At 73.0% G+C, this 21,072-nt stretch carries 22 protein-coding genes; 11 read left to right on the top strand and 11 right to left on the bottom strand.

All coding sequences use genetic code 11. The features are described 5' to 3' along the window. Positions 1-7 precede the first annotated feature (7 nt). Together ACIBST_RS11700 and ACIBST_RS11695 are read right to left on the bottom strand one after the other, a co-directional pair. The gene (locus ACIBST_RS11700; protein ID WP_397171048.1) at positions 8-1,549 is read right to left on the bottom strand and encodes an MFS transporter; all 1,542 of its coding nucleotides are present in this window, start codon (positions 1,547-1,549) and stop codon (positions 8-10) included. A 249-nt stretch (positions 1,550-1,798) separates the two neighbouring features. Beyond that, entirely contained in the window at positions 1,799-3,040 is a 1,242-nt protein-coding gene (locus tag ACIBST_RS11695) for an MFS transporter (RefSeq protein WP_397171047.1), read from the bottom strand. Between the two features lie 134 nt (positions 3,041-3,174). Between ACIBST_RS11695 and panB the strand changes: the two genes are divergently transcribed. Beyond that, positions 3,175-4,014 carry a 3-methyl-2-oxobutanoate hydroxymethyltransferase gene (gene panB, locus ACIBST_RS11690; protein ID WP_397171045.1) on the top strand — a complete coding sequence of 280 codons (840 nt, stop codon included), beginning with the start codon at positions 3,175-3,177 and terminating at the stop codon, positions 4,012-4,014. Between the two features lie 41 nt (positions 4,015-4,055). Here panB and ACIBST_RS11685 read toward each other — a convergent pair whose 3' ends face one another. After that, entirely contained in the window at positions 4,056-4,991 is a 936-nt protein-coding gene (locus ACIBST_RS11685) for a serine/threonine dehydratase (protein WP_397171044.1), read from the bottom strand. Positions 4,992-5,038: 47 nt separating this feature from the next. Further along, entirely contained in the window at positions 5,039-6,211 is a 1,173-nt protein-coding gene (locus ACIBST_RS11680; protein ID WP_397171042.1) for a trans-sulfuration enzyme family protein, read from the bottom strand. Positions 6,212-6,271: 60 nt separating this feature from the next. Here ACIBST_RS11680 and ACIBST_RS11675 point away from each other — a divergent pair, with 60 nt between their 5' ends. From ACIBST_RS11675 to ACIBST_RS11650, 6 genes are read left to right on the top strand one after another with little or no spacing between them, the layout of a single operon-like run. Next, on the top strand, positions 6,272-7,708 hold the full coding sequence (locus tag ACIBST_RS11675; protein ID WP_397171040.1) for a PLP-dependent aminotransferase family protein: 1,437 nt from the start codon (positions 6,272-6,274) through the stop codon (positions 7,706-7,708). A gap of 13 nt (positions 7,709-7,721) precedes the next feature. Continuing rightward, the gene (locus ACIBST_RS11670) at positions 7,722-8,411 is read left to right on the top strand and encodes an alpha/beta hydrolase (protein WP_397171038.1); all 690 of its coding nucleotides are present in this window, start codon (positions 7,722-7,724) and stop codon (positions 8,409-8,411) included. A gap of 46 nt (positions 8,412-8,457) precedes the next feature. After that, positions 8,458-9,339 (top strand): ABC transporter ATP-binding protein, encoded by an 882-nt coding sequence (locus ACIBST_RS11665; RefSeq protein WP_397171037.1) that lies wholly within the window; start codon positions 8,458-8,460, stop codon positions 9,337-9,339. After that, positions 9,336-10,055 carry an ABC transporter permease gene (locus tag ACIBST_RS11660; protein WP_397171035.1) on the top strand — a complete coding sequence of 240 codons (720 nt, stop codon included), beginning with the start codon at positions 9,336-9,338 and terminating at the stop codon, positions 10,053-10,055. Before ACIBST_RS11665 ends, ACIBST_RS11660 begins: the two co-directional genes overlap by 4 nt. Before the next feature lie 19 nt (positions 10,056-10,074). Further along, positions 10,075-11,190: a sensor histidine kinase gene (locus tag ACIBST_RS11655; RefSeq protein WP_397171033.1), complete on the top strand. Its 1,116-nt coding sequence runs from the start codon at positions 10,075-10,077 to the stop codon at positions 11,188-11,190. Beyond that, a complete protein-coding gene (locus ACIBST_RS11650; RefSeq protein WP_397171031.1) occupies positions 11,187-11,792 on the top strand; it encodes a DNA-binding response regulator in 606 nt (201 codons plus the stop codon). Before ACIBST_RS11655 ends, ACIBST_RS11650 begins: the two co-directional genes overlap by 4 nt. Here the strand turns inward: ACIBST_RS11650 and npdG are convergent. Then, the gene (gene npdG / locus ACIBST_RS11645; protein ID WP_357967513.1) at positions 11,789-12,442 is read right to left on the bottom strand and encodes an NADPH-dependent F420 reductase; all 654 of its coding nucleotides are present in this window, start codon (positions 12,440-12,442) and stop codon (positions 11,789-11,791) included. The genes ACIBST_RS11650 and npdG overlap by 4 nt on opposite strands. Before the next feature lie 102 nt (positions 12,443-12,544). Between npdG and ACIBST_RS11640 the strand changes: the two genes are divergently transcribed. Further along, a complete protein-coding gene (locus ACIBST_RS11640; protein ID WP_364331988.1) occupies positions 12,545-13,123 on the top strand; it encodes a hypothetical protein in 579 nt (192 codons plus the stop codon). A gap of 30 nt (positions 13,124-13,153) precedes the next feature. Here ACIBST_RS11640 and ACIBST_RS11635 read toward each other — a convergent pair whose 3' ends face one another. Further along, positions 13,154-14,095 carry a LysR family transcriptional regulator gene (locus ACIBST_RS11635; RefSeq protein ID WP_397171029.1) on the bottom strand — a complete coding sequence of 314 codons (942 nt, stop codon included), beginning with the start codon at positions 14,093-14,095 and terminating at the stop codon, positions 13,154-13,156. Between the two features lie 73 nt (positions 14,096-14,168). Here ACIBST_RS11635 and ACIBST_RS11630 point away from each other — a divergent pair, with 73 nt between their 5' ends. Beyond that, entirely contained in the window at positions 14,169-14,420 is a 252-nt protein-coding gene (locus tag ACIBST_RS11630; RefSeq protein WP_397171028.1) for a hypothetical protein, read from the top strand. Next, positions 14,417-15,064, top strand: coding sequence for a cyclase family protein (locus tag ACIBST_RS11625; RefSeq protein ID WP_397171026.1), 648 nt, complete (start codon positions 14,417-14,419; stop codon positions 15,062-15,064). Before ACIBST_RS11630 ends, ACIBST_RS11625 begins: the two co-directional genes overlap by 4 nt. Before the next feature lie 7 nt (positions 15,065-15,071). On the opposite strand, the gene ACIBST_RS11620 is transcribed toward ACIBST_RS11625, so the two are convergent. After that, the gene (locus ACIBST_RS11620; RefSeq protein ID WP_352323881.1) at positions 15,072-15,248 is read right to left on the bottom strand and encodes a hypothetical protein; all 177 of its coding nucleotides are present in this window, start codon (positions 15,246-15,248) and stop codon (positions 15,072-15,074) included. Between the two features lie 32 nt (positions 15,249-15,280). On the opposite strand from ACIBST_RS11620, the gene map reads away from it, so the two are divergent. Next, positions 15,281-16,129, top strand: coding sequence for a type I methionyl aminopeptidase (gene map / locus ACIBST_RS11615; RefSeq protein WP_397171024.1), 849 nt, complete (start codon positions 15,281-15,283; stop codon positions 16,127-16,129). 13 nt (positions 16,130-16,142) lie between these two features. On the opposite strand, the gene ACIBST_RS11610 is transcribed toward map, so the two are convergent. The 4 genes from ACIBST_RS11610 to ACIBST_RS11595 form a co-directional block, all read right to left on the bottom strand. After that, the gene (locus tag ACIBST_RS11610) at positions 16,143-16,532 is read right to left on the bottom strand and encodes a sensor histidine kinase (RefSeq protein ID WP_397171023.1); all 390 of its coding nucleotides are present in this window, start codon (positions 16,530-16,532) and stop codon (positions 16,143-16,145) included. A gap of 206 nt (positions 16,533-16,738) precedes the next feature. Beyond that, on the bottom strand, positions 16,739-18,715 hold the full coding sequence (locus tag ACIBST_RS11605) for a cytochrome c oxidase assembly protein (RefSeq protein ID WP_397171021.1): 1,977 nt from the start codon (positions 18,713-18,715) through the stop codon (positions 16,739-16,741). Further along, entirely contained in the window at positions 18,712-19,293 is a 582-nt protein-coding gene (locus ACIBST_RS11600; RefSeq protein ID WP_397171019.1) for a copper resistance protein CopC, read from the bottom strand. The genes ACIBST_RS11605 and ACIBST_RS11600 overlap by 4 nt, the downstream gene beginning before the upstream one ends. 44 nt (positions 19,294-19,337) lie before the next feature. After that, on the bottom strand, positions 19,338-20,621 hold the full coding sequence (locus ACIBST_RS11595; protein ID WP_352323870.1) for a helix-turn-helix domain-containing protein: 1,284 nt from the start codon (positions 20,619-20,621) through the stop codon (positions 19,338-19,340). Between the last annotated feature and the right edge of the window lie 451 nt (positions 20,622-21,072).

Below are 21,072 nucleotides of genomic sequence, written 5' to 3'. Positions count from 1 at the left end.
CGCGGCCTCACACTACCGCTGGTTCCTTCTGTTCCGCCTGCTGGACCGGGCGCGCCTTGCCCGGCATCCACTTGGCCACCACCGCGACGCCCACCAGGCCGATCACGGCCGACACCACCGCCGTGACGTGCATGCCGTCGACGAAGGCGGCGAAGGCGGGCTTGATCAGCGCATGGCCGCGCTCGCCGAGACTGCCGGCGAACTCCATCGTCGCCATGATCGACTCACCGGCGGCGTGCGGGGCGTCGGCGGGCAGCGCCGAGGCGATCTCGCCGCGGTAGCTGCTGGACAGGACCGAGCCGAGCACGGCCACGCCGAGCGCGCCGGCGACCTGGCGGACGGTGTTGCTCATGGCCGAGCCCACACCGGCCTTCTCCCTGGGCAGCGCCTCCATGATGGCGGTGGTCGCGGGCGGCATGATGTTCGCCATCGCCGCGCCCTGGACGAAGAAGATGATCTCGATCAGCACCACGGGCGTGTCGACGTCCATCAGCGCGTAGCTGCCCAGCGCCGCGGTGACCACGAGCATGCTGACCGTGGCCGACAGCTTGGCGCCGAAGAGCTGGTTCACCCGCTGGCTGAGCGGCGCGAAGATGAGCTGCGCGGCGGCGAACGGGATCATCAGGGCCCCCGCCTGGATCGGGCTGAAGCCCAGCACGATCTGCAGGTAGAAGGTCAGGAAGAACATCCCGCCCATCATCGCGAAGAAGACCAGGCCCATCATGCCGATGGCCGAGCTGAACCGTACGTTGCTGAAGTTGCGCACGTCGAACACCGGGTTGTCGATGCGACGCTCCCACCACACGAACACGCCCAGCACGAGCAGGCCGGCCACCGTCGGGACGATCACGTCGGCGCTGGCCAGGGTGCCCTGGTCGCCGCCGCGGATGATGCCGTAGACCAGCGCGACCAGACCGATGATCGACAGCAGCACGCCCACCGGGTCGAGCTTGGACGGCTTCGGGTCACGCGACTCGGGCACGAAGGCGGCGATGAGCACCATGCTGATCACCACGATCGGCACGTTGATCAGGAACACCGAGCCCCACCAGAAGTGCTCGATGAGCAGGCCGCCGGTGATCGGGCCGATCGCCACCGCGAGCCCCACGCCACCGGCCCAGATGCCGATCGCCTTGCCACGCTCACCGGGCGGGAACACGTTGGAGATGATCGCCAGCGTGGCCGGCATGATGGCCGCGCCGCCGATGCCCATCGCCGCCCTGGCGAGGATCAGCTGCATCGGGTCCTGGGAGTAGGCGCTGGCCAGCGAGGCCAGGCCGAACAGCGCCATGCCGATGAACAACATGCGCTTGCGGCCCGTGCGGTCGCCGATCACGCCGAAGGTGAACAGCAGCCCGGCGAACACCAGCGTGTAGGAGTTGATCGCCCACTCCAGCTCGCCCTGCGTCGCGCCCAAGCCGGCATGGGGGTCGGCGATGGTCTTCATCGCCACGTTGAGGATCGTGTTGTCCAGCACGACCGCCAGGAGGCTGAACACCAGCACTCCCAGGATGCCCCACCTGCGTGGATGCCCCGCGTTCTGATCCATGAGAACGTCCTTAATTTCGATACGACCAAGTTTCGCAACGACACCGTATCGCAAGGTATTCCGATACGCAACGGTCCCGTTTCGTAACTTTCGACTGACGGGCGGAGTGCGCACGGGGAAACAACAGGGAAACCCCGTTCACCCCCGCACACAGGGCCGCACGCCACCCCCGCACAGGCCGTCACGAAGCCTGCGGACACCACTGACGCACCCACCGGCCCGGCGGCCGGCAGGCTGGAACCGCCCCGCTCAGCTCTTGGTCACCGCCGCAGGCAGGACCTGCCCCTTGGCGTCGCCCGGGCTGCCCGCGACCGGCGTGCCCCCGGACGGCGGACGCCGCCGCCACAGCGGCAGCGCGACCACCACCATGACCACCCCGACCAGCCCCGCCACGACGAACGCCCACGTCGGCCCGCTGCCGTCGATGATCGCCCCGGCGATCGGCGAGGACGCGGCGCCGCCGATGAGCAGGGCCGTGCCGTGCAGGCCCATCGCCTCGCCCCTGGCCGCGGCGGGCACCCAGCGGCTGAGCACGTCGACGGTGGAGGACAGCGCCGGGGCGCACAGCAGACCGGCGGGCAGCATCGCCAGGATCAGCCACCGCCAGTCGGCGCCGGCCAGGCCCACGGGGATGGTCAGCAGGCCCATGCCCGCGATGAGCACCAGGGGCGAGAAGCCGCGCGACAGCCCGCCGTAGACGAAGCCCCCGACCAGCGAGTAGAGGCACCAGATCGCCACGGCGAGGCCGACCCACCGCGTCTCGCCCGCGGTGTTGATGGTGGCCACCAGGCCGAGCTCGGTCGCGGTGAGGATGAACGTGGCCGCCGCCGTGGTGCCGAGCAGGGCGACGAAGCCGGGCGTGAGCCACTGCCGCCGCGGCACCTTCACCACCGGCTCCTCCAGCTCGACGGCCGACCGGGTGGGCGGGTTGAACACGATCAGGCCGAGGCCCGCGGCCGTGATGCCGACGCCGATGAGGGCCAGCGTCGTGGTGCTGCCCAGCGTGGTGATGCCGGCCGCGGCGAGCGCGGGACCGGTCATGTACGACAGCTCGACCAGCATGGAGTCGAGCGTGAACCCGGTGCGCCGCTGCTCCGGCGGCACCAGCGCGGCCAGCGACTGCCTGGTCAGGCTGAACACCGGCAGGTTGAGCAGGCCCGCCAGGGCCGCCGCGACGGCGAGGGCGGGCAGCGGCAGCGCCCACGCGCACGACCAGAACACCGCCTGGGCCAGGGTGGTGACGACGAGCACGGGACGCACCCCGTGGCGGTCGACGAACCGGCCCGACAGCGGCGAGCCGACGGCCATGCCGACCGTGCTGGCCATCGTCACCACGCCGGCCTCGACGTAGCCGAGGCGCAGCCCGAAGACCACGTGGAGGGTGAGCGCCATTCCCATGGCGGTGGCCGGGACGCGCGCGAGCATCCCCACCAGGAGCAGAGTGCGGACGCCGGGCAGCCGGAAGAGCCTGCGGTATTGGTCGAGAGCCATGGTGTGTCGTTTACCTCCGCGTCGATTGTGTCAAGAGGCACCGACAGTTTCGCCACCGGATTTCTCCTCGTGACATCATCGAAGGAGTCCGGGGACGTCACTGGGACGCCTCGAGACGTTTCTGGAGGTAGTCCATGTCATCTACCACGTCTTCCACCGCGCTGTACGGCGGCGCGTCCGGCCGCCGGGTCACCGTCCGCGACCTCGCGGCGGCCAAGGAGCGCGGAGAGCGGTGGCCCATGGTCACCGCCTACGACGCGATGACGGCCCGGGTGTTCGACCAGGCGGGCGTGCCCGTCCTGCTGGTCGGCGACTCCGCGGCCATGGTCGTCTACGGCTTCGACTCCACCCTCCCGGTCACCCTCGACCACCTCGTCCCGCTCACCGCGGCCGTGGTGCGGGGGTCGTCGCGGGCGCTCGTCGTGGCCGACCTGCCGTTCGGGTCGTACCAGGGGTCGCCGCAGCAGGCGCTGGAGTCGGCGGCCAGGTTCATGAAGGAGGCGGGGGCGCACGCGGTCAAGCTGGAGGGCGGCCGGCGGGTGCTGCCGCAGGTCGAGGCGCTGGTGTCGGCGGGCGTGCCGGTCATGGCGCACCTCGGGCTCACGCCGCAGTCGGTCAACGCGCTCGGCGGCTACCGGGTGCAGGGGCGCGGCCAGTCGGGCGACGAGCTGATGGCCGACGCCAAGGACCTGGAGCGGGCCGGGGCGTTCGCGGTGGTGCTGGAGTGCGTGCCGGCCGATCTGGCGCACCGGGTGACCACGTCGCTGTCGATTCCGACCGTCGGCATCGGGGCGGGGCCGTCAACGGACGCGCAGGTCCTGGTGTGGCAGGACCTGATGGGGCTGACGCCGCGCCCGGCCAAGTTCGTCAAGCGCTACTTCGACCTGGCCTCGGAGATGGACCGCGCGGTGCGGGCCTTCGCCGACGAGGTGACCTCGGGGGCCTTCCCGGCCCCCGAGCACACCTACTGCTGACACCTGCAGCCGACCGCGCGCCCCGCGCGTCCGGGACGGGCTCACCCCGCCGCGTCGTAGAGCGTGGCGGGGTCGGTGTTGGAGCCGCAGACCACGACGGCCACCCGCTCGCCCGCCGCGGGCCGGTAGGCCCCCGACAGCAGGGCCGCGTACGCCGCCGCGCCGGCGGGCTCGGCCACCAGCCGGTGCCGCTCCCAGAGCGTCCGCCGGGCCGCCACGATGGCGTCGTCGTCCACCAGGACGCTGTCCACCCCGGCCCCCGACAGCACCTCGAACGCCAGCCCGCCGAGCTGCGTGGCGCCGAGCGCGTCGGCCGCCACGCCGCCCACCGGCACCGGCACCGGACGGCCCGCGCGCAGCGCCTCGTGCAGCGTGGGGATGGCGTACGGCTCCACCGCCACGATCCGCGGCGCGGCTCCCCCGGCGCGGGCCCCCAGGGTGATCCCGCCGGCGAGCCCGCCGCCGCCCACGGCCACCACCACCGTGTCCACGCCCCCGGTCTGCTGCATGATCTCCAGCCCGGTCGTGCCCTGCCCGGCCAGCACCTCGGCCTGGTCATAGGCGTGCACGGCCAGCGCGCCGGTCTCGGCGGCGCGCTTGGCGGCGGCCTCCGCGGCCTCGGAGTAGATCGCCCCGGTCTGGGTGGTGTGCGCGCCGAGCGCCTTGAGCCCGGCCACCTTGACCGGGTTCGTCACCTCCGGCACGAAGATCTCGGCCCGCACGCCCAGCGCCCTGGCGGCGTGGGCGACGGCCAGCCCGTGGTTGCCGCCGCTGGCCGCGATGACCCCGGCGGCGGGCAGCGAGCCGGCCGACAGGATGCGGTTGAACGCCCCCCGCACCTTGAAGGAGCCCGAGTGCTGCAGCAACTCCAGTTTCAGTGACAGGCCCGGCGAGATCTCCAGGACGGGCGTGCGCAGCACGTGCCCTTCGATCCGGCCGGCCGCGTCGAGGACGTCCTGGTGAGTGACGGTGGTCACGGCTCTCCTTCGGTCGTGCGCCCGCAACGGGCGGGTATGAGCCGACGTTATCCGAGCGCCTGGGCCAGGTCCGCCCAGAGGTCCTCGGGATGCTCGATGCCCACGGCCACGCGCACCATGCCCTCGCTCACGCCGTGCCTGGCCAGGTCCTCGGGGCCGAGGAAGCGGTGGGAGGTGGTGGCGGGCTGCATGACGCGGGTCTCGACGCCGCCGAGCGAGGGGGCGATGCGCGCCAGCCGTACGGACCGCATGAACGCCTCCCCCGCCGCCCGCCCGCCGGCCAGCTCGAAGGAGAACACGCCGCCGAAGGCGGGCAGCAGTTTGGCGGCCAGCTCGTACGACGGATGCGCGGGCAGCCCCGGCCAGTGGACGGCCGTCACGGCGGGGTGCCCGGCGATCCGGCGGGCCAGCAGGTCGGCGTTGGCGCAGTGGCGTTCCATGCGCAGCGGCAGCGTCTGGATCCCGCGCAGCGTCAGCCAGGCCGTGAAGGGCGCGGCCGCGGCCCCCAGTTCGGTGGCGAAGTGCCAGACCCTGCCGTACAGGTCGGGGTCGGCGAAGACGGCGATGCCGCCGATCACGTCACCGTGGCCGGACAGGTACTTGGTGGCGGAGTGCACGACGACGTCGGCGCCGTGCTCAAGGGGGCGGCAGAGCACGGGCGTGGCGAAGGTGTTGTCCACCATCGACAGGACGCCCAGCTCGCGGGCCGTGGCGCACATCGCGGGCAGGTCGGCGACCAGGCCCATCGGGTTGCTGATGGTCTCCAGGTAGACCAGCCGCGTCTCGGGCCGGACGGCGGCGCGCAGCGCGGCGGGGTCGTTCTCGGGGACGTGCGTGACGGCGACGCCGAACCTGGCGGCCAGGTCGTTGAGCATCGTGGCGGTGCCGCCGTACAGGGAGCGCTGGGCGATCAGGTGGTCGCCGGGCTTGAGCAGGGCCAGCAGCACGGTGTTGATCGCGCCCATGCCGGAGGCGGCGGCCAGCGCGGCGGCGCCGCCTTCCAGGCCGGACACCGCCAGCTCCAGGGCGCGCACGGTGGGGTTGGTGTCGCGGCCGTAGACGAAGGCGTCGTCGGGGCGGGTCATCGCCACGCCCATCAGCTCGGGGTCGTCGAAGGCGAACCCGGCGCTCTGGTAGATGGGCATGCCGATCGGCCGGCTGCCCTCGACCGGGGGCTGCGGCAGGTGGACGGCACGCGTCTCAGGGCGAAAATCACTCATGTCATCGAATATCCCCCTGATTGGCTCCTGAGTGCAGAGCCAATACCGGATAATTGGTCCATGAAGAGGGCCAATCCCGACGAGCTCGTCCACCTGCTGGGCCGGTGGGCCTCCGGGCGCGGGCCGCTCTACCTGCTGCTCGCCGCCCGGTTGCGGGCGCTCGTCGACGACGGCGTGCTGCCGCCCGGCGAACGGCTGCCGCCCGACCGGGTGCTGGCCGACCGGCTCGCGGTCGGCCGCGGCACGGTGGTCGCCGCCTACGAGCTGCTCCAGCAGGAGGGCCGGGTGACGCGCCGCCAGGGCAGCGGCACCCGCGTCGCGCCGGGCGACCCGCCGGCCACCAGGGCGGCCGACGGCGTGGCGGCCAACCCGCTGATGCTCAACCTCCTGCACGCGCCCGACGGCGTGCGGCTGCTGACCTGCGCGGCGCCGGACGACCCGCCGCCGGCGCTGTTCGAGGCGTACCAGGAGGCGGGGGCGCGGGTGGCGGGCCTGCGCGACCTGGGCTACCACCCGGCGGGCGACCCCGCGCTCCGGGAGGCGCTGGCGGGCTACTACGGCGCGCGCGGCCTGCCCACCACGGCGGACCAGATCATGGTGACGACGGGCGCGCAGCAGGCGCTCACGCTGCTGGCCGGGCTGCTGGTGGCGCCGGGCGACACCGTGCTGACCGAGTCGCCGACCTACCCGGGCGCGCTGGAGGTGTTCAGGCACGCGGCGGCCGTCGTCAAGCCCGTGGACCTGGGTGACGACCAGGCACGGCGGACCGTGCGCGAGCGGCCGGCGCTGGTCTACTGCGTGCCCACCGCGCGCAACCCCGACGGCGCGGTCATGGACGACGCGGGCCGCAGGCGGCTGGCCGCCCTGGCCGCCGCGCACGACGTGCCGCTGGTCGACGACGAGGTCTGCGCCGAGCTGTGCTTCTCGGGCGGGACGCCGGCGCCGGTGGCCGCCTTCGGCGGGGGCGAGCGGGTCGTCACCGTCGGCTCGCTGAGCAAGCTGGTGTGGGGCGGGCTGCGGGTGGGCTGGATCCGCGCGGCGGCGCCGCTGGTCTCGCGGCTGGCCAGGCTGCGGGCCGTGCACGATCTCGGCGGCGAGGTCTTCAGCCAGCTCGCCGCCGTCGCGCTGCTGCGCCGCCTCGGCGAGGTGCGCGAGTCCCGCGTACGGGCCCTGCGCCGGCGGCACGACCACCTGTGCGCCGAGCTGCGGGCGCACCTGCCGTCCTGGACGTTCGAGCCGGCCCGGGGCGGCCAGACCGTCTGGGTGCGCCTGCCGCGCGGCGACGCCGGCTCCTTCGCCCAGATGGCGCTCCGGCACGGCGTCGCGGTGCCGCCGGGCGGCTCCTTCGACCCGCTGGGCGGCCACGCCGCCCACCTGCGCCTGCACTTCCTGTTCCCCGAGGAGGAGCTGTCGCGGGCGGTGCGCGACCTCGCGGCGGCCTGGGCGGCCTACGACGGCGCCGGGAAACCCGTCTCCCGGCACGCCCTCGTCGTCTGACAGGGTGAGGGCCATGGAAACGACCTTCGTACTGGTGCACAGCCCTTCCGTCGGGCCCTCGACGTGGGCTCCGGTGGCCGAGTCGCTGGGGCGGCGCGGCCGGGCGGCCGTCGTCCCCGACCTGACCGGCGTGTCCGCCGGCGGGGCGCCGTACTGGCCGCGCGTGGTCGCGGCGGTGCGCGCGGCCGTGCCCTCCGGCGGGCCGCTGGTGCTGGTGGCGCACAGCAACGCCGGGTTCTTCGTGCCGGTGATCAAGGAGGGGCTGGGCGACCGGGTGGTGGCCTGCGTGTTCGCCGACGCGCACGTGCCGCCGCCCCAGGGGCTGGTCAGGACGGCCGAGGAGAGCTTCGTGCCGTTCCTGCGCGGCCTGGCGGGCCCCGACGGCGTGCTGCCGCGCTGGACCGACTGGTGGGACGAGGAGGACATCGTCGCCATGCTCCCCGACCCCGCCCAGCGGCTGCTGGTCACGGGCGAGCAGCCGCGGCTGCCCCTCGACTACTACACCCAGCCCGTCCCCGTGCCCGCCGGCTGGGACGCGGTCAGGTGCTCGTGCCTGTGGTTCGGGCCGCCGTACGAGGAGGTGGCCCGCGACGCGGCCGGGCGCGGCTGGCCGGTGACCCGGCTGCCCGGCCTCCACCTGCACCAGGTGATCGACCCCGAAGGGGTCACGGACGCGCTGCTGAAGCTGTCCAGGAAGTCGTGAATTCTTCACTGTCGGCCCCCTGACCCGTCCGGCCATAGTCGGACACATGATCGAGGTGACCGAGCTCAGGAAGAACCACGGGACATTCGCGGCGGTCAGGGGCGTCTCGTTCCGGGTGGGCGAGGGCGAGATCTTCGCCCTGCTCGGCCGGAACGGCGCCGGCAAGACCACCACGGTCGAGGTGCTGGCCGGCTTCCAGCGGCCGGACGGCGGCACCGTACGGGTCGCCGGCCTCGACCCCTGGTCCGACCGCGCGGCCGTCCGGCAGCGCGTCGGCGTCATGCTCCAGGAGGCCGGGTTCTTCCCCGACCTTACCGTCGCCCAGACGGTCGCGGTGTGGCGCGACTTCACCCCCGCGCCGCGTCCGGCCGGGGAGGCGCTCGACCTGGCCGGCCTGACGGACAAGGCCGGCACCAGGGTGCGCCAGCTCTCCGGCGGCGAGAAGCGGCGGCTCGATCTGGCGCTCGCCCTGCTCGGCCGCCCCGACGTGCTGTTCCTCGACGAGCCCACGACCGGCATGGACCCCGAGGCCCGCGCGAACACCTGGGAGGTCGTCTCCGGCCTGGCCGCCCGCGGCACGACGATCCTGCTCACCACCCACTACCTGGAGGAGGCCCAGCGCCTGGCCTCGTCCATGGCGATCATGGACGAGGGCGAGATCGTCGCGGCCGGCGGGATGGCCGAGACGCTGGCCGCGCGGGGCGGACGGGTGACGTTCCGGCTGCCCGCCGGGATCGCCGCGGACGACCTGCCGCTGCCGGCCACGGCGGACGGCGGCACCGCCGTCTGCCGGAGCGAGGACCCCGACCTGGCCGCGCAGACGCTGCTGACGTGGGCCGCCGGCCGCGGGCTGCGGCTGACCGGCCTGGAGGTCCGCGCGGCCACCCTCGAAGACCTCTTCCTCGACCTGCCCAGGAGCGCCCGATGAGCCTGACCGCCACCTACCGTCTCGGCACCCGCCTGTTCTGGCGCGACCGGGCCATGCTGGCCGCCTCCGTGATCACCCCGGTCGGGCTGGCCGTGGGCATGCCGGCGCTGATGCGGCACGTCACCGGGGGCGGCGTGCCGTTCGCGACGACGGTGTTCCACAGCTCGCTGGCGATCGTGCTGGCGCTCACCGCGTTCATGAACATCGCGGTCGCCCTGACCAACCGGCGCGACCAGCTCGTGCTCAAGCGGCTGCGGGCCGGGCTGCTGACCGACGCGCAGATCCTGGCCGGCCAGATCGCCAGTACGGCCACGCAGACCTTCCTGGTGATCGTGCTGTGCGCGGTGGCCGTGCGGTTCGCCGCCGGGGTGCCGCTGCCGGACGACCCGCTGCTGTTCGCCGCCATGACCGCCGCGGGCTCGGCCGTCATGGCGCTGCTGGGGGCGGCGTACACGGCGGCGATCCCGCGCGGCGAGCTGGCCGGGGCGTTCGCCATGCCGGTGTTCCTGGTCGCCGGGGTGTCGGCGGGCGCGATGGGGCCGATCCCGCTGCCCTCGTGGCTGAGCCCGGTGCTGGACCTGCTGCCCACCTCGGCCGTGGTGCACGCGGTGCAGACCGGGGAGGCGCTCGTGCCGGCGCTCGTCCTGGCCGGTTGGGCGGTGGTGGGCGTGGCGGCGATCCGGCTGTGGTTCCGCTGGGAACCGCGCCGGTCCTGAGTCGGACATAATCGCTGCTGTGGTGGTCTCGTCCTCGGCGCAGAGGCTCGCGCGCGTGCTCATCACGGGCGTCTCGGTCGTCTATTCGCTCATCGGGCTGCTCTATTTCATGGGCGGCCCGGCGGTCGGGCTGCTCGCGGCGGCCGTGACGGTCGCCGTCGTCTCCACCCACTACGTCAACATGCGGGCCGCCCTGCGCGGCGGGCGCCCGCCGCTGTTCCCGGCCACGCCGGTGCTCCAGGCCGTCGTCACCTACGCGGGCGACTACCTGCTGCCGAGCGGCTGGTCGTCGATCGCCGCCCCGCTGCTGGCCGGGACCCTGCTGGTGTTCCTGGCGCTGCGCCGGGCCGTGCCGCTGGTCGTCCTCATGATGCTGTACGAGGGCGCCACCATGTGGATCGGCCTCCAGTACGCCGTGATCACCCTGTTCTACGTGATCGCCATCCCCGTCACCGGGTCGATGATCTACGCCCTGGTCCGGCTCGTCCGGGTCGCCGCCGAGCTGGAGGAGGCCAGGGCCGAGCTGGCCGACGCCGCCGTCCTGAAGGAGCGCCTGCGCATCTCCCGCGACCTGCACGACGGCCTGGGCCGCAGCCTCACCGCCATCGCGCTCAAGGGCGACCTGGCCGCCCGCCTGATGGACCGCGACCCCGCCTCCGCCCGCGGCGAGGTGGGCGAGCTGGTACGCGTCGCCCGCGAGGCCGCCCAGGACGTCCGCCACGTGGCCCGCGGCTACCGCGCGATGTCGCTGAGCGGCGAGACCGACCGCGCGGCGGCGCTGCTGGAGTCGTCGGGGGTGAGCTGCCAGGCGCACCTGGCCGACGTGCCGCTGCCCCGGCGGGCCGAGGAGGCGCTGGCGTGGGGGGTGCGCGAGGCGGTCACCAACGTCCTGCGCCACAGCAGGGCCACCACCTGCACGATCACCACGTCGCTGCGGGACGGCCGGGTCCGCCTGGAGGTCGCCAACGACGGCGCGGCCGGCACGCCCGGTGGTGAGTCCGATGGTGAGCCCGGTGGCGAGCCCGGTGGCGGCCTCACGGGGCTGGCCGAACGGGCCGCCCAGGCGGGCGGCACGTGCGCCGCGGCCCCCACGGACGGCGGCGGCTACCTGCTGACCATGGAGGTTCCGGCGTGATCCGGGTGCTGCTGGCCGAGGACATGCACATGATCCGCGCCGCGCTCACGGCCCTGCTCCGGCTGGAGCCGGACATCGAGGTGGTGGCGGAGGTCGTCCGCGGCGACGAGATCGTGCCGGTGGCCCTCGACGTCCGGCCCGACGTGGCGGTCGTGGACATCGACCTGCCGGTGACCGACGGCATCACCGCCGCCGCCGAGCTGCGCGAACGGCTGCCGTCCTGCCGCATCCTGGTGCTCACGGCCATGGGTCAGCCCGGCCACCTGCGCCGGGCGCTGGCCGCGGGCATCGAGGCGTTCCTGGTCAAGGACGCGCCGGGCGACCGCCTGGCCGAGGCCATCAGGCGCACCGCGGCCAGCCTGCGCGTCCTGGAGAGCGAGCTGGTCTCCTCGGCCATGGAGTACGGCGAGAGCCCGCTCACCCCCCGCGAGACCACCGTGCTGCGGCAGGCCGCCAGGGGCGCGACCGCCGAGGAGATCGCCGCCGGGCTGCACCTGTCGCCGGGCACGGTGCGCAACTACCTCACCGCCGCGATCACCAAGACGGGCGCCCGCAACAAGATCGACGCCGTCCGCGTCGCCGAGGACGCGGGCTGGCTCTAGACGTCGGTGACGCGCAGCCCGGCGTGGGCCTTGTAGCGGCGGTTGATCGAGATGAGGTTGGCGGTCAGCGCCTCGACCTGGTGGGCGTTGCGCAGCCGGCCGCCGTAGACGCCGCGCACCCCCGGGATCAGCTCGGCCAGTGCCTGCACGGTGTCGGTGGCCTCCCGGTCGTCGCCGAGCACCAGCACGTCGAGGTCGACCTTCTCCACGGCCGGGTCCATCAGCAGCACGGCCGACACGTGGTGGAAGGCCGCCACGACCCGGCTCTCGGTCAGCACCGCGGCGGCCTGCTGGGCGGCGCTGCCCTCCGCCACCGGCAGCGCGTAGGCGCCCTGCTTGTCGAAGCCCAGCGGGTTGACGCAGTCGACCACGATCTTCCCGGCCAGCTCGGCGCGCAACGACTCCAGCAGCGCCTTGTGCCCCTCGTACGGCACCGCCACGATCACGACGTCGGCCTCGGCCGCCACGTCGGCGTTGGCCCCGCCCCGCGCGCCCGAGCCGATCGAGCCGGCCGCCTCCTGGGCCCGCTCGGCGCTGCGCGAGCCGATCAGCACCGTGTGCCCGGCCAGCGCGAACCGCCGCGCCAGCCCCTTCCCCTGGTCGCCGGTGCCGCCGAGGATCGCGATGGAGAGCCCGTTCACATCTGTCATGGCTCCGATCATGCCAGCCTTGGCCGCGCGGTCCGCAGGCCGGGGGCGGCACCCGGCCGCGAACGGGCCACCTGCGCCGCGCTCCTCGTGCACCATGGAGGCATGGACTCAGGTTCGGTGGCATTCCTGCGCGAGCTGCTGGCCACGACGGGCTGGCTCGAACGCACCCGCGAGCTGGGCCTGGCCCTGCGGACCACCCGCTCGCCCGGCGGCCTGCTGCTGGTCGGCCCTCCGGACGACGAGCCCTGGCACGTCACCGCCCACCTCAGCGACGAGGCCAGGTTCTCCGGGCTGCCGCAGCTCGCCCCCACTCTGATCCGCTGGTCGCCGCCCGCCGACGCCCCCGCCCACCTGCGCGTCGGCCTCGACCGCCTGCGGCAGGCGGGCCGCGGCGAGACCCTGTTCGTGCTGTCGGAGCAGGCGGCGCCCGTCCCGCTGCTGGAACGCGTCGACGACGCCCGCCGGACGGGGGCGACCATCCTGGCGATCGAGGGCGCCGACTCCGAGCTGAGCGGGCTGGCTCACGACGCCATCGCCGTCCCGGCCACCGGGCTGATCACCTTCGACGGCGCCCAGCACCTGGTCAGCGCGGCGGCCGGGGAGGTCGAGCGGCGGGCGGGGCTGCGCGAGCGCCTGGCCCGCCTGCTGGAGAAGGTCAGCGGCCCCCGCCTGTCGGAGTAGCGGCGGCAATCGGGTCGAGGGGGGCACCGGTCAGGGGTGGGCGGCGAGGCGGGGGCCGAGGGCGGCACGCAGGCTCTCGGTGGCCTCCTCGATGGCGCCGATCACCACCGCCTGCACCGGGTCCGGCTCGCCCGACCGCGTCCTGCTCACCCGGGTGACCGCGTCCAGGCGGCGCGCCCCCACCTCCCGTACCTCGCTCACCCGCACCTCGCCCTCCGGCACGTCGAGCAGCGCCAGCGCGGGGACGATCGCCACCCCGTGCCCGGCGGCCACCAGCGCGAGCACCGGCGAGAAGTCGGTGACGACGTGCGTCCTGCGCGGCTCGACCCCGTGGATCCCGGCGAGCCGGTCGAGCGCCTGCCCGCACGCCTGGTCCGGCTCGGCGGCCACCCAGGGCAGGCGCATCAGGTCGGCCGTCGACTCCGGCTCGGGCCAGTCCGGCGGCAGCACGACCCGGAACTCGTCCACGTGCAGCGGCCGGACGTTCAGCGACGGCTGCGCCGGGACCGGCAGGCTCATGTCCTGCTCGGTGATGAGCAGGTCGACGGCGCCCAGGCGCAGCTCCTGAAGGGCGGGCTGGCCGTAGACCTCGTGGATGACCGGCGTGATGCGGGGGTGGCGCTCGGCCAGGGCGCGCATCGCGGGCACCAGCATGTGCTTGATGGCCGTGGGGAAGGCGGCGATCCGCACCGGCCCGGCCAGGCGTTCGGTGAACCTGGTCAGCTCCTTCCTGGCCTCGCTCAGCTCCTCCTCGACCCGCTCGGCGTACCCGGCGAGGACGCGTCCGGCCGGGGTGAGCGAGACGCGGCGCTGGGAGCGGTCGATGAGGGCGAGCCCGACCTCGCGTTCGAGCTGGGCGAGCTGCTGGGAGACCGCGGAGGGGGTGAGGAACAGCGCCTCGGCCGCGCGCATCACGCCGCCGCGGCGGGCGACCTCGTGCAGGACGCGCAGGCGTCGAGGATCAATATCCATGCAGGTCAGCTTACGTCTACCTTTAGCTTTCTTTATTTGTGCTTTAAGGCCAAAAATCCAGAGAATATCGGCCATGGATCTCCTCCTCGACGCCGTCGGCTGGGCCGGAGCCGCCCTGCTGCTGGCCGGGTACGCCCTGGTCTCGTCCGCGCGGCTGTCCGGCGACGGCGCGACGTACCAGGTCGTCAACCTGCTCGGCGCGCTCGGGCTCATGGTCAACAGCGCCTACAACGCCGCCTGGCCCTCGACCGGGCTGAACCTCGTCTGGGCCGCCATCGGCACGGTGGCCCTCGTCAGACTCGTCCGGGTGGGAGCCGCCGAATGATCGTCGAACTCAGCCACCGCATCACCGAGGGCATGATCACCTACCCCGGCGTCCCGGGGCCGACGCTGGGCACGCACCTGAGCAGGGAGGACTCGCGCGAGGTCTACGCCCCGGGCACCGAGTTCGAGATCGGCGTGATCACGCTGGCCGCCAACACCGGCACCTACCTGGACACCCCGCACCACCGCTACGCCGGCGGCCACGACCTGTCGCAGGTGCCGCTGAGCAGCCTGGCCGACCTGCCCGGCCTGCTGGTGGACGCCTCAGGAGGAGACCGCGAGGTGGTGCTCGACACCGCGCTCGACGTACGCGGCCGGGCCGTGCTGATCCACACCGGCTTCGACCGCCACTTCGGCACCGGCGCCTACTTCCGCGACCACCCGTACCTGGCGCCCGCGTCGGCGGCGTGGCTGGCCGAGCAGGGCGCGGCGCTGGTCGGCATCGACTCGCTCAACATCGACGACACCCCGCCGCACGGCGAACGCCCCGCCCACACGATCCTGCTGAAGGCGGGGATCCCGATCGTCGAGCACCTGACGGGGTTGTCGGCGCTGCCCGGGGAGGGGTTCAGGTTCCATGCCGCGCCCCCGATGATCGCGGGCATGGGCACCTTTCCCGTGCGGGCCTACGCCGTCGTGCCGTAGGCGGGGGTCACTCGTCCTCCTGCTCGGCCTCGTCCCACGCCTTGTTGCGGTCGGCGGCGCGCTGCAACGCGCCCGCCGCCTCCTCCTCCGAGGCGTAGGGACCCATCCGGTCCTTGTTGGGGCAGCCCTGGTCGGGCTCGACCCGCATGTGCTTGAGACAGAACCACCACTGGCCTTCGCTCACATGGTCAATTCTGCCCCGTAGACTCGTGTTTCATGACGACACTGCTCCAGCCCGGGCGAGTCTCGCCCGTCCGGAAGGTCCCCGCCCACATCGAGCGGCCGGAGTACGTCGGCAAGAAGCGCCCCACGACCGGCGAGTCCGACGTGAAGACCCCCGAGATCATCGAGCGCATGCGCGTGGCGGGCCGCATCGCCGCGCAGGCGCTCGAAGAGGTCGGCCGGCACATCGCCCCGGGCGTCACCACCGACGAGCTCGACCGCATCGGCCACGAGTTCCTGATCGACCACGGCGCCTATCCCAGCACGCTGGGCTACAAGGGCTACCCCAAGTCGCTGTGCACCTCGATCAACGAGGTCATCTGCCACGGCATCCCCGACGACACCGTGCTGCGCGACGGCGACATCGTCAACATCGACATCACCGCCTACATCGGCGGCGTCCACGGCGACACCGACGCCACCTACCTGGTGGGCGAGGTCGACGAGGAATCGCGCCTGCTGGTCGAGCGCACCCGCGAGGCCATGATGCGGGCCATCAGGGCGGTCGCCCCCGGCCGCCAGCTCAACGTGGTCGGCCGCGTCATCGAGGCGTACGCCAAGCGCTTCGGCTACGGCGTCGTGCGCGACTTCACCGGCCACGGCATCGGCACGACCTTCCACTCCGGCCTCATGGTCCCCCACTACGACGACCCGTCGCTGCGGGTCGAGCTGGTGCCGGGCATGACGTTCACCATCGAGCCGATGCTCACGCTGGGCACGATCGACTACGACATCTGGCCCGACAAGTGGACCGCGGTGACCAAGGACCGCAAGCGCACGGCCCAGTTCGAGCACACCATCGTGGTCACCGAGTCGGGCAGCGAGATCCTGACCCTCCCCTGACCGGCCCCGGCCGTCAGCGCCGCGTGGGGATCGCCCCGCTCACCGTCGTGCCCTCGCCGGGCACGCCGTTGACCGACAGGGTGCCGCCGAGCTCGGCGAACGCGGCCCGCATCCGGGCGATCCCGCGCCCCGCGCCGCCCTCGGCGAAGCCCTGGCCGTCGTCGCTGACCGTCAGGCGCAGTCCGCTCGGGCCCGTGGTCACCGCCACCGCGACCGTACGGGCCCGGCTGTGGCGCTCGACGTTGGACAGCGCCTCGCGCATCGTCTCCATGACGCCGCCCGACACCCGTGCGGGCACGTCCGTGCCGGGCAGCGCCCAGGTCTCGACGGCGATCCCCGTCCGTTCCGACCATTGCGTCAGGAGGCCCTCGAGCGCCTCGGCCAGGCTCTGCCCCCCGCGCATGCGTGTCTCTTCCGCCAATGGTCTCGCCTTCCTCGGCACCCCGGGCCCGCGCCGGTCCCCACTCCGGCGCCCCGCACGCGTCGCGCAATCCCCCCTCAAGGTCTGCGCACGCTAGCTGATGAGGTTATGCCCTTCTCCCCTGTGAGACAGGCTACCCGGCGGTCCTGGGACCTGTGAGCGGAGGATAGGGTGCCATGGCCGAACCGCTACTCGCCCTTGTCAGCGCGGTTGAGACGGGCGAGATAGTCGTTGTAGGAGTCGAGTTCGGTGTCTCGTGCGCCGCCCCGGTCGGCCTTGCGGTCGGCGCGCCGGGCCTGCCGTTCGTCGTCGCGGTACCACTGGGCCGCGATGGCCAGCAGCACCAGCAGCGTCGGGATCTCGCCGAAGCCCCACGCGATGGCCCCGCCGTCCTGCTGGGTCTGGAGCAGGTTGTCGCCCCACGTACGGCCGAGCGGCTCGTACCAGCCGGCGGCGATCACCGAGCCGGTCATCATCAGCGCGATGCCGAAGAAGGCGTGGAAGGGCATGGTGACGAAGAGCATCAGCAGCCGGCCGACGTACGGCAGCCGGCTCGGGCCCGGGTCGACGCCGATGATCACCCAGAAGAACAGGGAGCCGCTGAGCAGGAAGTGCAGCGTCATCCAGATGTGCCCCAGATGCTCCTGCATGGCCGACTCGAACAGCGGCGTGAAGTAGAGGGCGTAGGTGGAGCCGACGAAGATGGCCGTCGCCACGACCGGATGGGACATGACCTTGACCACCCGGCTGTGCAGGATCGTGGTGATCCACTCCCGGGGGCCCCGGTCGCCCCGCCTGGCCGCCGGCTTGAGCGCCCGCAGCGCCAGCGTCACCGGGCCGCCCAGCACCAGGAAGATCGGCACGATCATGGACAGCGTCATGTGCTCGATCATGTGCACGTCGAACAGGACCTTGGCGTAGCGGGCCAGGCCGCTCTGGGTGGCGAGCACCAGCAGCGCGATGCCGATGAACCAGGCGGCGGTGCGCCCCCACGGCCAGGAGTCGCCGCGCCGCATCAGCCGGTAGACGCCGGCGCCGTAGAGCCCGGCGAGCACGGCGGCCACCGCGGCGAAGAACAGGTCGAACCACCACAGCGAGAACACGTTCGCGATCGTGATCTCCGGCGGGACGGGGAAGCCGAGCAGCTCGAAGGCCCGGTCGGCGGGCACGCTGAACTCGGGGGGCGGCGTGCGCGACAGCGCGACGGCCAGCCCGACGGTGGCCAGCATGAGCAGCGTCTCCCCGCCGGCCAGCCGGGTGAACGCCCTGGGCCGGCCCGCCTCCAGGTCGACGAGCGTGCGCTGCCGGTGCCAGTAGCCGACGTAGCCGAGCAGCACGAAGGCGACGATCTTGGCCAGGGCCAGCAGGCCGTACTGGGTGGTCCACAGGTCGGACAGCGCGCCGAGCCGGGCGACCAGGCTGAACACGCCGGACAGGCCGACCGCGACGAAGCACCACAGCGCCAGCGCGGAGAACCGGGCGGCCGCCACGGTGAGCTGCGGCTGCCCGCGCATCGCGTGCGCGGCCAGCACGACCAGCCCGCCCACCCACAGCGCGAGCGCCAGCAGGTGCAGCGAGACCGCCGAGGTGGCCAGGTCGTGGTTGGGCGAGGAGGAGGTGTGGCCGGTCAGCGGCGGCGGCAACATCGTCACCAGCGCGAACACCAGCAGGCCGGCCGCGGCCCCGGCGGTGATCGCGCCGCGTGAGAACAGCGCGATGGCCACCCCGAACAGCACCACCAGCGTGAGCGCCACACCCTGGGTGGTCTGGGTGGCGGTGCTGGTCAAGTACTCCCGGTTGAGGATCTGCGGGACCGTGCGGCCCCAGGAGTCGGCCGTGGTGAACACGATGGCCAGGAACGCCGAGGCGGCCCAGCCGAGCGCCGTCCAGGACGAGGCCCTGACGTAGAGCAGGCCCGGCTTGCCGAGCAGGCCCTTGTCGTTGGGCAGCAGCAGGGCGGCCGTGAGCAGCAGGCCGACGGTGAGCACGCCGGTGACGTCCATCAGCAGCTTGGACACCGGCAGGCCCCACCTGACCACCGCCCCGGCGTCGGGCAGCCCGGGGATGATCCTGGGGAACGCCCGGCCACCGGCGATCATGCCGATCACCAGGGCGGCGACCGCCGCCCCCGCACCCGCGAGCGCGAGCCGCGCCGTTCTGCTCATGGCTTCTTCTTCCGCGCGCTGAACAGGAACCCGATGCCGATGCCGACCAGCGCGCCGATCACGATGACCAGCCAGGTCGGGAAGCCGCCCTTCGGCGTGGCCGCCGCCTGGTCGGCCGCGGGAGCGACCGGAGCGCCGGAGGAGGGAGCGGGAGCGGCGGTGGAGGGCGCGGCCGACGCCCCGTCGGTGGGCGACGCGCTCGGCGAGGCCGCCGGAGCCGCCTTGACCGTGAAGGGGATCTCGCCCTCGATGGGATGGCCGTCGGAGGAGACGACCCGGTAGGCGAGGGTGTACTTGCCGCCCGGCAGCGGCCCCTTGACCGCCTGCCGCACCACCGCGCCGTCGACCTCGGGCTTGCCCTCCTGGAAGACGGCCTCATCCGCGCCCCGGACGATGACGAACGGCATGCGCACCTTGGCGGTGAACTCCAGCCTGACCTCGTCGAGGGCCTCGACCTCGGCGCCCTTGGCCGGGTCGCTGCTCTTGAGTGAGTCGTGGGCCAGCGCCGGAGTGGCGGTGCCGAGCACGAACAGGGCGGCGAGAATCGCGGTGAGTGCCGCGAGCGGGGAACTCTTCATGGCACCCCCAAGGCTACCGACGCCACCGCCCGGTCCTGACCTCGCTACAGCCCCGCGCAGGCGAGGGCCCGCTGGTAGGCGTCCACGGCGCCGTCGGAGTCGCCCAGCTGCTCCATGGTCTCGGCGGTGGCGTACCAGGTGGCCGCCGATCGGCGGGAGTCGGGCAGCGGCGCCAGCCAGTCGCGCACCGGGAGCACGTGGGCGCGGGCCTCCTCCATCCGCCCGACTCCGCCGTAGACCCGGCTCAGCAGCAGGTCGGCCTCCGCGCCCAGCGCCGAGCCCGAATACGGCAGCAGTTCCTGGCCCGCCTTGGCCTGCTTGACGGCCTCGTCCAGGTTTCCGGTCATGGCCTCGGCGACGCCCAGCTCGATGCGCACGCGGGCCCGCTCGATGGGGCTGGTGGAGGTCTGCTCGTGCTCGACGACGCCCTGGCGCAGCATGTCGCGGGCGGCGGCGGCCTCGTGCGGCCGGGCCTTCAGCCGCCTCTGGGCGAGCGCGAGCCGCATGATCGCGATGCTGCGGGGCTGCCCGTGCTCCAGTTGCACGGCCATGGCCCGCTCGGCGAAGGCCAGCGCCTCCTCGGTGTGGCCGGTGATGGCCGCCGTGTTGGAGGCCATCCAGTTGGCCGCCACGAGCGAGCGCGGGGTGCCGAGGGCGTCGGCCGCGTTGAGCAGCTCGGCCGCGAACTGCCGGGCGCGCAGCAGGTCGCCGCGCTCCATGTACGCCGCCAGCAGGCTGCCGCCGAGCTCCACGAGCAGATCGTTCCAGGCGGGCCGCGCCGAGGCGTTGAGTATGCGCTCGGCGACCTCGACGGCCTCGGTGAGCCGCTCGCTCTCCCGGTAGCTGCGGCACAGGTTGATGGCGATCTCGATCCGGCGCTCGGCCGACAGCTCCTCCTCCCGGAGGCGCAGCAGGATGGCGATGGCGCCGTCGAGGTCGCCGCCCGCCTGGGTGGCGAGTGCGAGCCCGAATTCGGTGTCTTGACGAAGGGCCGTCAACCCTGTCAGGTTGTTGTTCGCCAGCAACTCGGTGAAACGTGTACGCGCTTCGGCGACCTCACCGTTCTCCAGCGCCAGACGCGCGTAGCCGAGTGCCAGCTCGATGTCCTCCATCTGCTCGGCGGTCACGCCGTTGATCAGATAGGACAGCGAACAGTCGAGTTTCTGTGCCAGCAGCTCCAGGACGGCGGGGGTAGGGGTACGCTTGCCACTCTCGATCAAGGAGACGTAGCTGTCCGACAACTCGGGGTGTGCCAGCTGTGCCTGTGACAGGCCGCGCTGTCGCCGAACGGTCTTAATACGGAGGCCGACCAGGTCAGATGTGGTCACAGTCGTTGCTCCCTGAGATGATGAAGTCCGAGCAACCCCACATAGGCGAGGGAGAACCCCCATGCGCATGCGTATTGCCCTGTCTGCGCTAGCCACCGTGCTCATCGCAGCGGTGGCTGTCGCAGGCAATGTTACGGCGGCGAACGCCGAGACGTCTGCACTCTATTCGGGCCAGGACTTGGCGCACTGCTGCTGAGCGGCTGACCTCACCGGGAGGGGGTGCGTCGCGCACCTGCGGGGCCGGCACCGCACCCGGCCTTCGAAGGTGTGAAAGCGCACCATGAGGACGACGTCCTCAAGCCCATCGATGTGCCCCCTCTTCCTCCGTCTGGCCGAGAGCGTACCTGACGGCGTCTACATTCGATCTACAGTCGCGTGGCCGCTTCACCTCCTCGGGATTGTGATTACGCTGCCCTGATGAGCGGACGCGGGGCCGTAACCGGGGAGGACG

The sequence above is a fragment of the Nonomuraea sp. NPDC049684 genome, from assembly GCF_044465345.1.
Classification (GTDB): Bacteria; Actinomycetota; Actinomycetes; order Streptosporangiales; family Streptosporangiaceae; genus Nonomuraea.
This window is presented reverse-complemented; position numbering and strand designations above follow the sequence as displayed.